The sequence below is a fragment of the Rickettsia endosymbiont of Ixodes pacificus genome (assembly GCF_000965155.1).
Taxonomy (GTDB): domain Bacteria; phylum Pseudomonadota; class Alphaproteobacteria; order Rickettsiales; family Rickettsiaceae; genus Rickettsia; species Rickettsia tamurae.
Genome location: NZ_LAOP01000006.1, coordinates 1 through 13,151 on the forward strand (window position 1 = coordinate 1; position 13,151 = coordinate 13,151).

A 13,151-nucleotide genomic window follows, 5' to 3' on the forward strand; every position below is an offset into this window, starting at 1 on the left:
GCACCATTTTTCATGTAATAGTTTTTAAGTTCTTCAATTTTATCTATGATTTAATTTAATTAGGTGTTCAATAAAGCTAAAAAGAAATCCTTTAAATCTGTTCAAAAGTAACTTTATCAAGGATGACATGATGAGAGATATAATCAGCTTTATCAGGGAAGATAATATAATCACTAATAGCAATAAAGATGACTTCCTTGAGGTTAGCTAGAGACCGTTTTGTTTTTGTCCTTGGGATAATTGTCGGGAATAGGCTTTAGCAGCATAATATTGAGCTCTTTTCTCAAAGCCTTTAGCAGGAGATACTTGCATTTCTACGATGATTTGCGTGCCATTTTGAGCTTTACAAAGGACATCAACAAGAGATTGCTTTTTATAAGCAATATCAGGGTCTTGAATAGGAGTTAAGAAAGTAACATCCTGTATTTGTTCATCACCTTTAAATCCCATGATATCATTGATGAAGTGGATAAGAATATCTTTGTTTTTTCAGAACCAAAGATTTTCTTGAAGGCGACATCATTTTTAGGATCGAGGAACTTTGAAACTGCCATGATTAGTTACCAATATTTGTATGTGCATTATATTATAACACAAATATAAGATAAGTAAGTTATAAAAATAATTGCGTAGATGTTGTTGATTGATATTTATATTCCCATCTGCCGTAAAGCAAGGTGCAAGGAACCTTGTATTTAAGTAGAACCCAGAGTATGGGTTCTACTATTTACATTTTTACATTATAATATAGATTCTTTAAGTTATTGTAATTTTTAGCTTTACTTTGTTCTTTTTTAGGTATTTTAATAGATAAGATACCATCCTTAAATTGTGCTTCTATATGTTCTTCATCAATATTAGATGGTAAACTAATAGAACGGTAGAAAGAGCCATAATATCGTTCCTGCATATGATAATTATGATCTTTCTTTTCAGAAGATTGTTCTTTTGTACCTTCAATAGTTAGGATGTGACTGTCTATTTTAAGATCAATATTATCTTGTGTGATGCCTGGTAATTCCATTTCTAGATTATACTCAGAGTCATTTTCCATAATATCAGTTTTCGGTGATAACATTCTTTCATTGTTGTAAGAGGAAGGATAAGAAAAAGAAGCTATTTCATTAAAGAAGTTATTAAAGACATCATCAATATAGCTTCTTTTATTAGAGTTATTTTGTAGTTCTGATTTATTTCTAATACGTGGTAAATTAAAAGCCATAAAAACCTCCTATTTAAGTTAAATAAAATTAAATAATAACAAATTAATAATCAAAAAGTTTTAATTATTCGTTATGCTCTTTATTGAACAGGTATTTCTTTAGCATTTTGGTTTTTGAGTTCAATTCTAGGCAAAGTAATGGTCAAGATGCCATTTTTTAGCTTAGAAGAAATAGACTTTTGATCAATATCATCATATAGAGACATAACATAATTAAAGTTTTTATTTAAATGATCAGTAGCACTATTTGCTTTAGTATCGTCAATGTTACCTTCAATAAAAAGCTTATGATTATTTACTTTAAGTTTAATGTGACTTTTATCATAGCCTGGTACTTCTAGGACTAGGATATATTGTTTGTCTTGAGGAATGAATTTACTTTTTATAGCACTTGAGTCATAGATAGATAATCTATCATCAAATATACTATTCCAGTAATAATCAAAGGCAGAGAAAGGACGATTAATAAAATCTAATGGATGACGTAAATAAATAGTATAATGATTATTATTTGATGTTTTTTTATCCTCAGCCGCAATTGCTGGATTGACCAATAAAATGACAGTAATGCAAGTTATTAAATATAATTTAATATTGTTGTATAACATAATTATCTTCTTTTACTTCAATTTGACTATATAAGGTTAATTTATAGAATCTATAGAATCGTAACATAATTATATATCTTTAGATATAGTTTTAGAATAGAAAAATTCAAGTAATTATGCTGACGTTTATATCCTCCGAGGAATCTAATAAGGTGTAGAAATAGGTTAATAAAGTCTAGATATAAGTTAAAAGCAGCTACAATAGACATTTTTTGTGCTAAATGATTGTCAGTATTAGTGAAGTAGAAAGATTTAATTTTTGAGTATCCCAGACTATTAGTCCAATAAAGATGATTACTCCTAGAAAAGAAGAAGCAAAATATACAGCAGGACTTTGTAAGAAAAGATTAATAAGTGAAGTAAGCAGTAAACCGACAAGTCCCATTAAAAAGAAAGAACCCAAGAAGTAAGATCTTATTAGTGTTATATCCATATAAGCTCATCATACCAAAGACAGCAGCACAGATAAAGAAAGTTCTAGCAATAGATATGGTAGTATAGATAAGAAATAGGTAAGATAAAGACATGCCTACTAGAACTGCGTATATCCAGAATAAGATTTGTGCCGATTGAATAGATAATTTAGAGAAGCCAAAGAAGAAATATGAGCAATAGTTAAAGGGCAAAAGCAACAATAGAGCCAAAAGTAGTATTAAACATTAAGTTACAAGTGGTGTCCAAGAAATTGTGATAATAGCAGTACTACCAGTTATAGCAGAGCTACAGCCATAAGGTTATAAACCTTTAACATAAATTGTCTCAGACCTTCATCATGAGTTTTAGAAGTAGTATGTGTAGTAGTAGTGTAATCAATCATAGGTAAAATTGTTGAATATATGTTTATGATTCAAATTATAAATATAATAATAAGATTTTTTAGTTTCAAGGTTATTTATACTCTTTTTATTAGAGCAATAATGTTTAGAGTTAAGGATTAGAAATATTTATCGAATAGGAATAGGAGCAAAGAGATGAAGATACTAAAGAGCAGGCAAGAGGTTAGAGGGCAGAAAAAAGAGAAGTTACCTTTTTGAAAGAAAAAGTCACCTGGTAGACGTCCAAGTTTAAGATAAGGGATGAGAGGATAGATAAGTCCAATGGTGGTTATGAGTAATCCAAGTATTATGAAGAATTTCTGCATATAAGAACCTGATAATTATAGTTAATAATTATTTTATAAGGAGTGATTGTCCTTTGATTTTCCATTTATCAATAATTTTAGGATTAAGTATTAATTGCTCTTTACAATCGAGTAGCATTCCGTAGAGAATATGGGCATTATTTGGGTGCAGATAATCAAGACCTGCTTTGACAAATAACCCCCAAGCATAATCTTTTTTCTGCTATCTGCTTTACGATCAAAGGTGGTAGCTTTTTGATATTGCATACGAGTATACCATAGTTTTTTTACAATAGATTTAATCAGTTTTGGTGTTGTCTGATTTTGGTTTACTGGTTAAATTCACTCTAATCTCAAGTGTTTGATACTAAACTAGTTATACGGCAATAATAATCAATAGTCAATGATAATAAAGCATCATAATATTTCTTTTACAGATATTGCGGGGGTTCTTTTAAGGGGGGCAGCAAGCCCCCTTAATGCACTTTCGCGTTTTGTTGGCACAAAACGCTATGCGCTCAGTGTGTATAAAACTATAGATAAAGAAAGTGGAGAAGCTATTAGTATTACTTATGATTTTAGCAAAAAACAAGGAGTAGTATATAGTAAGATATTTGTATCTAAAGAATTTCAGGATATAGCATGGTTAAAAGATAGAGAGTTATTATGGAATGCAGCTGAAGCAAGAGAGAGAAGAGCTGATTCAAGGCCTGGTGCTGAGATAGAATTTGCATTGCCTAAAGAAGTAAATAAGGAAGATAATATTAGATTAGTTGAGGAATATGTTCAAAAATGGATAGTATCACGAGGCATAGTATGTGACGTTAATATTCACTATGACAATCCTGATAATCCACATGTGCATATACAGTATTTAACAAGAAGGTTAGGGCGTTTAGAGAATGGGAAGTAGTAATTGGAAAGTAAAAGATAGAGAGTTAGAAAGTCCAAGAGTCTTATATTTTCTAAGAGAAGAATGTGAGATAGCAACTAATAAGCTGTATGAGGAAGTAGGTTTACCATTTAGAGTCAGTAGTAAGTCATATAAAGCACTTGGTATAGATCAAGAGCCGACCAAGCATAGAGGAGTAACTAATCATATGCAAGGCACGGAGTTAGAAGAAAAAACAAAGAAATAATAGCTGAGAATGCACAGAAGATATATGAGAATCCAGAGATAGTATTTGGTCGTATTTCATATACGAAGCCAGTGTTTACTAAAGAAGATATAGCTATAGCATTATCAGATGCTTTGATGGTGCATCTAGTATCGAAAGGTAGTGATATTGCTAAGGAACAAGAAGCTATTAGAGAGTTTGGTAAGAGACTCGTTCAGGAGTGCGGTAGTAGTGAAATGCGTCACAAAATATAGAGATAATTCAGTAGCAAATACGGCTAACGACCAGCAGATAGTAGAGCTAACAACCCAGCTATCGAGCATCTGAACAAAGAATATGGAGAAGAGTTCTTAAGACTCTATAATCAGCTATTGGTATCTGACAAGATAGAGCTGATGGATCAAAAAGATTTGATGGGAAGAACGCTATACTCCTTAAAATCTAGAGTAAATTTAGAGCGTCGTTATATATCTGCTATAGAAGAGTTAAATGCTAAGGAAGAGCATAATCTTAATATTAACGCTGAGAGTTTAGAAAGAAATAGTCTCAAAGAACAAATAGGCGATTTGGTAAATGTAGTAGGAGCAAACCTACAAAATAAATTTAACGATAAAATAGGAGGTAGTTTAGGCTTAAAGCTTAATGTATTTGGCAGTAAGAACCACGTGTTCAGTAGTGAGCAGATTGACGCAATCTTGTCTGTCTGCAACGGCTCAGATATCAGCATACTTGAAGGTAATCCTGGAGCTGGTGAGACTTTTGTAATGAGAGAGATAGTACGGCAGTACAAGAAGGAAGGATTTAAGGTGGTAGGGGTTTATTCTGATTATCAAAAACGTCGTGAACAGACAAGATTAGCGGATATTGCAAGAGAAGCAGAAAGCAAGACATTAATATCACATACGGAGCAAATTAAGCATGAGATAGCATCTGAGGTGTTTGTAGCCTTAGAAAAAGATCAGAAATTTTTTGTAGCACTAAATGGCAACATCAAATATAGAACATTTAATTATGAATTCCAGGACTTAGCACAGCAAGCTCTTGAACACAAGGAACAAGAACTTTTACCTAAATTAAAAGATATAGCAGCAGTAGAGCAGCATGGAGTCTTCAGCACGCAAGACATATTAGTACAGCTAAGAATAGTAAAAATCTAGAAGAGACATATAGCATTTTGATAGAAGTTTAGAGAGTTATCAGTTAGAGACTCAGTATCAGATGATTCAGCAAGACAAAGCTCACGCTAAGACAATCGATGAAATGTTAACTGCAATTAGCCGTGAACATGAATTCTTTAAGTCTCTTGATGGGAATCTTAAATACGCAGAGCAATATGATAGTAGTTATTATCTGCGATATCAAATGCTAAGACTATAGAGCAAGATAAGTTAATTAGTAATATGCATAATATGGTAGTATATGCCAAAAACATGGTATATTAAAGGATTACGAGATACTAAATCAATTTAACTCTTCTGATAGTCATAATGTGCTTAAGAATTTAAGTAAAACATGTGAGAAGCATTATATGGATCATCACAATGAGAATATAAAGCAGCTATTAGATGATGAGCATGTGATGGTAGGCACTAAGAAATATTCATGCCCACTTAAATACATGAAGCATGAGATGCAGAATAATATCCCAGGCTTTGTAGATGAGAAGCATGTAGCATCAACCTTTGCTAAGGTCAAAGCAGAAGTTAAAGAACTCCGCTTAGAAAGGGAGCTAGAGCATACGATGATTATGAGGTTATAAGGATTTGCAAGTATGACTAATGAAGAGCATAATAATCAACAACAGCAAAAAGACTTAGAAATAGCGGTGCTTCTGAGCGTCCAAGGCATGATGCACTCATTCGTAAGGCTCTAGAGAATCCAATAGTAGCTAAAGAGTTCTTTGAATGCATCTTCCAAAAGAGATTCAGGCTATGTTCTTGCCTCATACTCTTAAAATGGAAAAAGAAAGCTTTGTTGAAGCAGACCTTAGACACTCTATATCCGATATTCTATTCTCAGCTAAGTTTAATGATGATACTGGATATTTTTGGATTCTTTTAGAGCATCAAAGTACTCCTGATCACTTCATGGCTTTTAGGCTATTTAAATATATGACTGATATTGCATCAAGGCATTTAACTCTTCATCCTAAATCTAAGTATCTGCCTTTCGTATATCCGTTAATATTTTACAACGGCAAAAGAAATACAATGCTCCAAAGAATATTTGGGAACTATTTAAAAATAAACAGCTGGTGCAAGATATTTGGACTAAGGACCATCAGGTGATTAATATTCATGACATCCCTGATGAGGAATTAAAGAAAAAAGCTTGGTCAGGAATATTGCAATCTTCATGAAGCATATTCATGAGAGAGATCTACTTAAAAGATGGTATGAGGTAGCTGACCTCTTACCTGAATTCGCTAAACTCAATATCGGTATTGATTACCTAGAACTGATATTAACCTATACATTGATTAAAATTAACAAATCTGATAAAATAGAACTGAAAAAATATTAAAGTCTCGTCTTAATACCGAACAAGGAGAAAAACTTATGACTAGCTTAGCTCAGCATTGGAAAGAAGAAGGTGTACAACAAGGCATGCAGATTGGCGAAGCTCGAGGCATGCAGATTGGCGAAGCTCGAGGCATGCAGATTGGCGAAGCGAAAGGAAAATATGAAGTAGCTAAAATATGCTTTCTGCTGGTTCTGATATTTCTTTTATCTCTAAAGTTACAGGACTTCTATTTCTGAAATCAACCAGCTTCTCAAGTCCTAATTCTTAAGTCAAAGGGTTACAACCCCTTTGACTTAGAACCAGTCACGTAAAATATTGTAATTAGAAAAGATAGTAGTATGTTAGCATCCAAAAGGGAGAAGATGCTAGGATACACAAGCGACATGAGCGATGAAGAGGTGGGGATTATAGAAGAAATAATCAATAAAAGAAAAGGGAAGCAAGGTCGTCCGCCCTAAGGATGCGCAAGGCTATTATGGAATGGGATATTTTATATAACCAAGAACGGCTGTTTTGGAGAGATTTGCCTAAAGATTTTGGTCCATGGAAATGAGTATTTAATTACTTTAATAGGTTAAAACATAGAGGAGTAATTGAGGATTTGATGAATAGTGCAAGAAGTATAAGTAAGACTTCAATTAGGCAAAGAATCAAGTCCTAGTATAGGAATCATCGATAGTCAAAGCGAAGGACACGTTCTTTTAAAAAATGAAGAGAAAGGATATGATGGAGGGAAAAGGTAACAGGGAGAAAACGTCATATAGTTGTAGATACTTTAGGTTATCCTATTAATATTGATGTACATAGTGCTACTCTCATGATAGTAATTGTGCTAAGATATTATTATTTGGGTTAAAGGAGAAGTTCCAAGACTTATCAAGATCTTAGCTGATCGCGGTTATCAGGGAAATTTGCAATAATGGTTTTATCGCCATACTAGAGGATGTTTGCTTAGTGTTATTAAACCTGATAATGGTACAAAGGATTTCAGGTTCAGCTTGAAGGATTTGATGATAAAGTAATATCCTTATATGCTCGGGGAATAACCATTAGGGAATATAGCTAGACCATAGTAAATAGGTACAGTTAAATAAACTTTAGTACGTGTTCTACAGCCATACTGATATCTTTGAATTGCCCGTACTTTCTTATTTCGTTCTTAATCTTAAACCAATAATGTCTATAGGTTTAAGTCTGGCTATATGTAGGTAAGAATAAAATTCTGCACCCAACCGACTCGATTAATTTGTAAAACTCTACACGGGCTGTTGAAAAAATCAACAAGGTTGCAAATACTTTAATATTTTTTTATCTTTAATAGCAGTAGATAAAAAAACCAAAAAATAATTTTAAGTATCCGTTTAAAATTTTGTACTATCGCAATCATCAGTATTTGAATCTGTGTTTTCTGTACACTTCTAAATTTTGCTCCTCGTAAACCATGATTCTCCTTAGCTTCACCAAATAGACCTTCTATTTTCCACTTTCTCTCAATTAGTTTTTTCTTAAAATCAATTCTATTCTGTCTGACCTTTACCTCATCTATTTCATCCTGATAAGGATTACGATAAATAAATCGTCCTCTATTACTATAATTATCAGAAATACAACCTGATTTTAGAGAGCAATTTTTACAATGCCCTCCTGTAATACGATAACGTTTTATTTGTTTTTTATCTAATTTATCATACGGATAAAGATAATGTCCCTGTGGACACTTATATCTATCCTGTTCTCTATCATATTGAAATTCCCCCTACTTATTTTTCCTTCACCAAGATTATCTACATGTAAAGGTATATAAGTTGTAATTCCAAGTAATTTAAAATATCCATAGGTTGGACCTCTACCATAACCTTTGTCTGCTATCCATTCTTTTACTCTAAAAGAAAATTATTTAATATATTCCAAACTCTACTTGGAAGTACAATACACTCATGTTGTGATCCTGTACTTACATAACAATCTATTATAATACGTGAATCTGAATCAATTGAGTAGTGGGTCTTATAACATAGCTTTTTATAACCATTAGTTCTTGATACAAGACTACAATCAGGATCTGTCCTACTGACATGAGTTTGATTAGATATTTTCCTTACTTTTTTCCCTTCTCGGAAATCATGATAACGACGTTCATATTTTTTTAATTCTCTCTTTTGTGAATCACCTTGATCTTTTCTTAATATTAGGCTATTCATAGAGGCATTAGATTCAACTAAAGAGGCATCTGAAATAATTGTTTCTCCTTTTATAATATCTAGTTCATACCATTGCTTAATCAAGCTTATAAATATTTCTTGAAATAGTTCTACCCCAAATCTATCTCTTATCCTACTTAATGATGAATGATCCGGTACTTTATCCTCTAAACTTAAACCACAAAACCACCTATATGCTATATTTAACTGAATTTCTTTACATAATCGTCTATTTGACTTTATACCATATAAGTAACTTATTATTTGCATCCTAAAAAATAATACAGGATCAATTGATGGACGTCCGTAATTAGCACAATAACGATTCTTAGTTATTTCATAGATAAAAGAAAACTCTAATTCTTTAGCTTCATGAATCCTCACTAATAAATGATCATTAGGTATCATGTGCCTTAAGCTAAGGCTATTACATCTCACACTTTGATCAAGCTTATAACCCTGCATCTTTACACCTTCATTTAAGCATAAAAATACAGCTTATTCCTTAGATTAACTCTTTTCTACTTCTTTTTATAACTTTTTCAACAGCCCGAAGATTTAATCTTACAGACAACGACACATCTGCTCTAGATTATCATAGAGAGTAGTCCTTTTAACATTGAATGTCCGGCATATTGCAGCTTTGCTTGTGCCGGATTTCAGTGCCTCACTAATTGCTTGCATTTTTTCAGGTGAGATAACTCGGGGTCTTCCTCCTGTTTTTCCCGTTGCTTAGCAGATTTTAAACCTGCCATAATTCTTTCTTTTGTAAGTGCTCGTTCATATTGAGCAAGAGCTCCAAAAACACTGAATAAAAACTCACCGTGAGGGGTTGTTGTGTCCATTTGTTCGGTTATGGATTTAAAGCCAATATTTTTCTGTTTAAAGCCATCAATAAGCGTAATAAGATGAGACAATGATCGCCCGAGTCTATCTAACTTCCATACAATGAGACAATCGCCATCTTGTAAATAATCAAGAGCTTCTTGTAATCCTTTTCTATTATCTTTTGCTCCGCTTACCTTATCTTGAAAAATATGTCTTGGATCGACGCCTTCTTTAATAAGTGCATCATATTGAAGATCGAACACTTGGTGTTCATTTTCACTAGAAACTCTCATATATCCAACTAGCATGTACGGAAAACCCCTTTTAGTTAATTATCGCACAGCAAAGCAATACGACATTGTTTGTCGTATATAAATAGCTAATTTTTTGGTATTTGTAAATAGATGATAGTTAATATGTCGTAAAACACATGTTTTTAGTCATACTGCACATGCAATCCAATTATGCACAAATATATTTTCTTTGTTCATTACAATAGCTTTTGACCAAAAACAATATTTAAGATAGAGTAAAATCAAATCCACTAACTTCTCAAATTTTCAAAAAATGAAATCACAGTATCAGAACTTCCAGAAACACCTAAACGGAAACTACAGTAATCAAGAATCTATTTTAAATGCAAACGCAAGCAGTGCTATAACAGACGAGGCACTAAATCAAGACAATAGGATTTGTTACAAAAAAAGAAGGGAAGAATTAAATAGAAGAGTTAAAAGTTTACTTGAGCAAAAGAAGCAAGTATCGCAGGCTAGAAACTAGAACAAAAATTAAGTAAAGATATAGATGGAAAGTAGTAGAATCTACTACTTTCCAAAAAGAATAGTTAGGATTTAGATTTAAGAAGGTTGTTGAGTTCAGAGATAGAAAGCCCAGTAACTTTAGATATAAAAGAGATATCAGAACCAGCATTATACATATTTTTGGCTACTTCATATTTCCCCTCATTTCTACCAATCTGTAAGCCTTTAGCTTCCCCAATCTGCATGCCTTCATTTCTACCAATCTGCATGCCTTGGACCATACCTTTTTGTACGCCCTCATCAATATATTTATCAGCAATAGTTCTCATAAGTCCCTCTTGATCTTCTTTTTTTAAGTGCTTGGTATGATCCTAGCTAGCTCTACTTGTTTATCTTCAGACACCTTAGCATCACTATACCACAATAACCATTTAATGTAAATGTAGCCATTTTCCTTATCTATTTCAATACTGCTTTCAAACTTCTCAAATAGACTTTGCCAGAGATTTAAGATATCACGAGCTTTGATATGTTTAAGCATATACTCCATCATACCAAGATGCTGCTTTTTCTCTATCTCATCATCACTTTGTTTTTGTAAGTCTACAAGTAAATACTCATCACCCATCAAATCTTTAGCAGTCTTGCTATCTTCAAATAATTCCCAAAAGCTTCTCGGAGCAGTATACGGCTGATCATTTGCATATACTACTATAGGACATATTAGAGGAAGCTTATTATCTTTTCCCTGTTTGATATGGCTTTGTTCGGAAGGGTATCTGTTGGTCTTTTTTAGACGTAATTATCCTATTTTGACTGTGACACATTTACCGAATGAATTCCATAAATTTATAATATTGGTAATAACAATTGCTTCATGTTTTTGTGATGATATTTATTCTTGATACGCACAGCAAGTTTATTGCAAAACTGTTTGACCTCTAATGGTATCTGTGAAAATAAATCACATAGATGATCAAAACTTGGTACTGGAATCTCAAGACCCTTGCCCCGCCATAGATCCTCAAAGTAACCTGTTATTTGACGCTGCCCGAAACCAAATAAACGATATAATGTATAAATTAGTTGTATATATGGTACTTGGTATGTCGTTGTCCTCCCAGATTCTCCCTCTACGTAAGGTTGGGTATTAATAAACAAAGACTCTAAATCACCTTCAGGAAAATACAGGCTGACCATCCCTCTTTTTCTTAAACTATCGTTATATTGTGACCAATTGGTTATTTTATATCTCGGCTTATCTATTTTTCTTGGCAAACCTGTTTTTGTTCTTTCTTTGTATGGCATTTTTAATTTATAACTTATCTATTCCAGAATATTATATGGTATTCTCTACATACTACCATTCCTTTTTTATTACCCTTCCGAACAAAGCCGTTTAGATTGGGATTACGAAAAAACAAGAGTGCATGTTTATGGATTGATTGAAGGGATGAAGATATCCTCTATTTACGGTCCTCGTAACATTGAAGCTTTTCAATGGGATCGAAGTGTATTAGAATATGGGTTACCTCATGATATCACATTTCAATTAATACAAGATAATTCTTTGATGAAAAATTTTGTATCTTTTACTCATATCAATCAATAAATAGTAACGATTATAGCAAATTCAAGATGTATTAAGTGCAATTAAAAAACAATTAGATGATTTGTCTAATCAAGGGCGAATGCATATAGTAGAATCATATCAGTTTGACTTGGAAGATTTAAAACAAGGTAGATTAACGCAAGCGCCATATCTGATTTAGAACGATCATTAATCAGTTATGTAATATTAAACTTTTTTAATCTGACTATGAGATTTTAAGGATTTGCAAGCATGACTAACAAGAGCTTAATCAGAGGCAACAGCAAACTGATGTAAGTACAGACAGCGATGCTAGCAACTTCAGAGCGTCCAAGACATGATGACTTATTTAAAAAGTCATGAGTGAGCCTGTAGCTGCTCGTGAGTTTTTAGACATTATTTGCCAGCGTCGTTTAAGAACAAGATTAATCTAAATAGTGTTAAAATAGAAAAAGAAAGCTTTGTGACTGAGGATTTACGAAAAGACTCAGTGATGTTGTTTATTCCGTTTCGTTAAAAAAGATAATATTAAAGATAATACTACTGATAATGTAGATAATGATAAAGCTTATGTCTATGTACTGATGGCATCAGTCTAGTAGTGATTACTGGATTGCTTTAGACTTTGGCAGTATATGCTTCTTTTATGTGAAAGACGTAAAGACGCAATAAAAACAATAATATTAAACAAGAAAAAGATAATAAACTACCTCTGATATGTCCTATAGTAGTATACGCAAATGATAAGCCTATAATGCTCCAAGGAGTTTTTGGGAGTTATTTGAAGATAGCAAGACTGCAAAGGCTCATGTCAGATGAATACTTACTTGTTGATTTACAAAAACAAAGTGATGATGAGATAGAGCAAAAGCAGCATCTTGGTATGATGGAGTATATGCTTAAACATATTAAGGCTCGTGATATCTTAAATCTTTGGCAAAGTCTACTTGAGAAGTTTGAAAGTAGTATTGAAGTAGATAAGAAAAATGGCTTTATTTACATTAAGTGGTTATTGTGGTATAGTGATGCTAAGGTATCTGAAGATAAACAAGTAGAGCTTGCTAAGATCATAGCTAAGCACTTAAATAAAGCAGATCAAGAGGGACTTATGAGAACTATTGCTGATAAATATATTGATGAGGGTAATTGCCCAAGGCATGCAGATTGGGAGGCTCGAGG

The 13,151-nt window shown here is 32.7% G+C and carries 14 protein-coding genes and 7 pseudogenes; 9 read left to right on the forward strand and 12 right to left on the reverse strand.

Translation table 11 applies throughout. From position 1 onward, the window contains the following. The 6 genes and pseudogenes from REIP_RS08205 to REIP_RS12990 form a co-directional block, all read right to left on the reverse strand. Positions 1–554, reverse strand: a pseudogene (locus REIP_RS08205) (Rpn family recombination-promoting nuclease/putative transposase); the annotation flags it as partial. A gap of 173 nt (positions 555–727) precedes the next feature. Continuing rightward, complete coding sequence (locus REIP_RS08210) at positions 728–1,222, reverse strand: Hsp20/alpha crystallin family protein (protein WP_052691129.1); 495 nt, start codon at positions 1,220–1,222, stop codon at positions 728–730. An 80-nt stretch (positions 1,223–1,302) separates the two neighbouring features. Then, entirely contained in the window at positions 1,303–1,815 is a 513-nt protein-coding gene (locus REIP_RS08215; protein ID WP_410525712.1) for an Hsp20/alpha crystallin family protein, read from the reverse strand. A 149-nt stretch (positions 1,816–1,964) separates the two neighbouring features. Next, a pseudogene (locus REIP_RS10385) lies at positions 1,965–2,647 on the reverse strand (Bax inhibitor-1/YccA family protein); the annotation flags it as partial. A 117-nt stretch (positions 2,648–2,764) separates the two neighbouring features. After that, positions 2,765–2,971 (reverse strand): DUF2905 domain-containing protein, encoded by a 207-nt coding sequence (locus REIP_RS10390; RefSeq protein ID WP_082068328.1) that lies wholly within the window; start codon positions 2,969–2,971, stop codon positions 2,765–2,767. Between the two features lie 28 nt (positions 2,972–2,999). After that, the gene (locus REIP_RS12990) at positions 3,000–3,122 is read right to left on the reverse strand and encodes a conjugal transfer protein (protein ID WP_331385747.1); all 123 of its coding nucleotides are present in this window, start codon (positions 3,120–3,122) and stop codon (positions 3,000–3,002) included. A gap of 351 nt (positions 3,123–3,473) precedes the next feature. Here REIP_RS12990 and REIP_RS13275 point away from each other — a divergent pair, with 351 nt between their 5' ends. From REIP_RS13275 to REIP_RS08230, 6 genes and pseudogenes are all read left to right on the forward strand, one after another. Then, positions 3,474–3,863: a MobA/MobL family protein gene (locus REIP_RS13275; protein WP_269429035.1), complete on the forward strand. Its 390-nt coding sequence runs from the start codon at positions 3,474–3,476 to the stop codon at positions 3,861–3,863. Next, a complete protein-coding gene (locus REIP_RS13280; protein ID WP_269429036.1) occupies positions 3,853–4,089 on the forward strand; it encodes a MobA/MobL family protein in 237 nt (78 codons plus the stop codon). Before REIP_RS13275 ends, REIP_RS13280 begins: the two co-directional genes overlap by 11 nt. Before the next feature lie 71 nt (positions 4,090–4,160). Next, positions 4,161–4,322 (forward strand): hypothetical protein, encoded by a 162-nt coding sequence (locus tag REIP_RS13000; protein ID WP_231569361.1) that lies wholly within the window; start codon positions 4,161–4,163, stop codon positions 4,320–4,322. 141 nt (positions 4,323–4,463) lie between these two features. Beyond that, a complete protein-coding gene (locus REIP_RS13005) occupies positions 4,464–5,225 on the forward strand; it encodes an AAA family ATPase (RefSeq protein WP_231569362.1) in 762 nt (253 codons plus the stop codon). A 371-nt stretch (positions 5,226–5,596) separates the two neighbouring features. Next, positions 5,597–5,827 (forward strand): hypothetical protein, encoded by a 231-nt coding sequence (locus REIP_RS13010; RefSeq protein WP_231569363.1) that lies wholly within the window; start codon positions 5,597–5,599, stop codon positions 5,825–5,827. Between the two features lie 98 nt (positions 5,828–5,925). Next, positions 5,926–6,859, forward strand: a pseudogene (locus tag REIP_RS08230) (Rpn family recombination-promoting nuclease/putative transposase). An 818-nt stretch (positions 6,860–7,677) separates the two neighbouring features. Here the strand turns inward: REIP_RS08230 and REIP_RS10400 are convergent. From REIP_RS10400 to REIP_RS08265, 6 genes and pseudogenes are all read right to left on the reverse strand, one after another. After that, positions 7,678–7,836, reverse strand: a pseudogene (locus REIP_RS10400) (transposase); the annotation flags it as partial. Between the two features lie 52 nt (positions 7,837–7,888). Then, positions 7,889–8,296: pseudogene (locus tag REIP_RS13855) on the reverse strand (transposase); the annotation flags it as partial. Between the two features lie 172 nt (positions 8,297–8,468). Beyond that, positions 8,469–9,200 (reverse strand): transposase, encoded by a 732-nt coding sequence (locus REIP_RS08240; protein ID WP_197069242.1) that lies wholly within the window; start codon positions 9,198–9,200, stop codon positions 8,469–8,471. 156 nt (positions 9,201–9,356) lie between these two features. Continuing rightward, positions 9,357–9,928: pseudogene (locus tag REIP_RS08245) on the reverse strand (recombinase family protein). A gap of 536 nt (positions 9,929–10,464) precedes the next feature. Then, positions 10,465–11,135 (reverse strand): annotated as a pseudogene (locus REIP_RS10410) (Rpn family recombination-promoting nuclease/putative transposase); the annotation flags it as partial. Between the two features lie 95 nt (positions 11,136–11,230). Then, the gene (locus REIP_RS08265; RefSeq protein WP_082068335.1) at positions 11,231–11,689 is read right to left on the reverse strand and encodes a transposase; all 459 of its coding nucleotides are present in this window, start codon (positions 11,687–11,689) and stop codon (positions 11,231–11,233) included. A gap of 118 nt (positions 11,690–11,807) precedes the next feature. Here REIP_RS08265 and REIP_RS11390 point away from each other — a divergent pair, with 118 nt between their 5' ends. From REIP_RS11390 to REIP_RS11935, 3 genes are all read left to right on the forward strand, one after another. Beyond that, positions 11,808–11,993 carry a hypothetical protein gene (locus REIP_RS11390; protein ID WP_156147513.1) on the forward strand — a complete coding sequence of 62 codons (186 nt, stop codon included), beginning with the start codon at positions 11,808–11,810 and terminating at the stop codon, positions 11,991–11,993. Positions 11,994–12,372: 379 nt separating this feature from the next. Beyond that, positions 12,373–12,489, forward strand: coding sequence for a hypothetical protein (locus REIP_RS13520; RefSeq protein ID WP_331385748.1), 117 nt, complete (start codon positions 12,373–12,375; stop codon positions 12,487–12,489). Between the two features lie 207 nt (positions 12,490–12,696). Further along, positions 12,697–13,151, forward strand: a 455-nt coding sequence (locus REIP_RS11935) for an Rpn family recombination-promoting nuclease/putative transposase (RefSeq protein WP_231569366.1), incomplete at its 3' end; no start/stop codon positions are given.

Excerpts from the sequence above, each read along its gene's own strand:
- REIP_RS08210 (WP_052691129.1), bottom strand. The coding sequence starts at position 1,222 with ATGGCTTTTAATTTACCACGTATTAGAAATAAATCAGAACTACAAAAT.
- REIP_RS10390 (WP_082068328.1), bottom strand. The coding sequence starts at position 2,971 with ATGCAGAAATTCTTCATAATACTTGGATTACTCATAACCACCATTGGA.
- REIP_RS13280 (WP_269429036.1), top strand. The coding sequence starts at position 3,853 with ATGGGAAGTAGTAATTGGAAAGTAAAAGATAGAGAGTTAGAAAGTCCA.
- REIP_RS13005 (WP_231569362.1), top strand. The coding sequence starts at position 4,464 with ATGGATCAAAAAGATTTGATGGGAAGAACGCTATACTCCTTAAAATCT.
- REIP_RS13010 (WP_231569363.1), top strand. The coding sequence starts at position 5,597 with ATGGATCATCACAATGAGAATATAAAGCAGCTATTAGATGATGAGCAT.
- REIP_RS08240 (WP_197069242.1), bottom strand. The coding sequence starts at position 9,200 with ATGATACCTAATGATCATTTATTAGTGAGGATTCATGAAGCTAAAGAA.
- REIP_RS08265 (WP_082068335.1), bottom strand. The coding sequence starts at position 11,689 with ATGCCATACAAAGAAAGAACAAAAACAGGTTTGCCAAGAAAAATAGAT.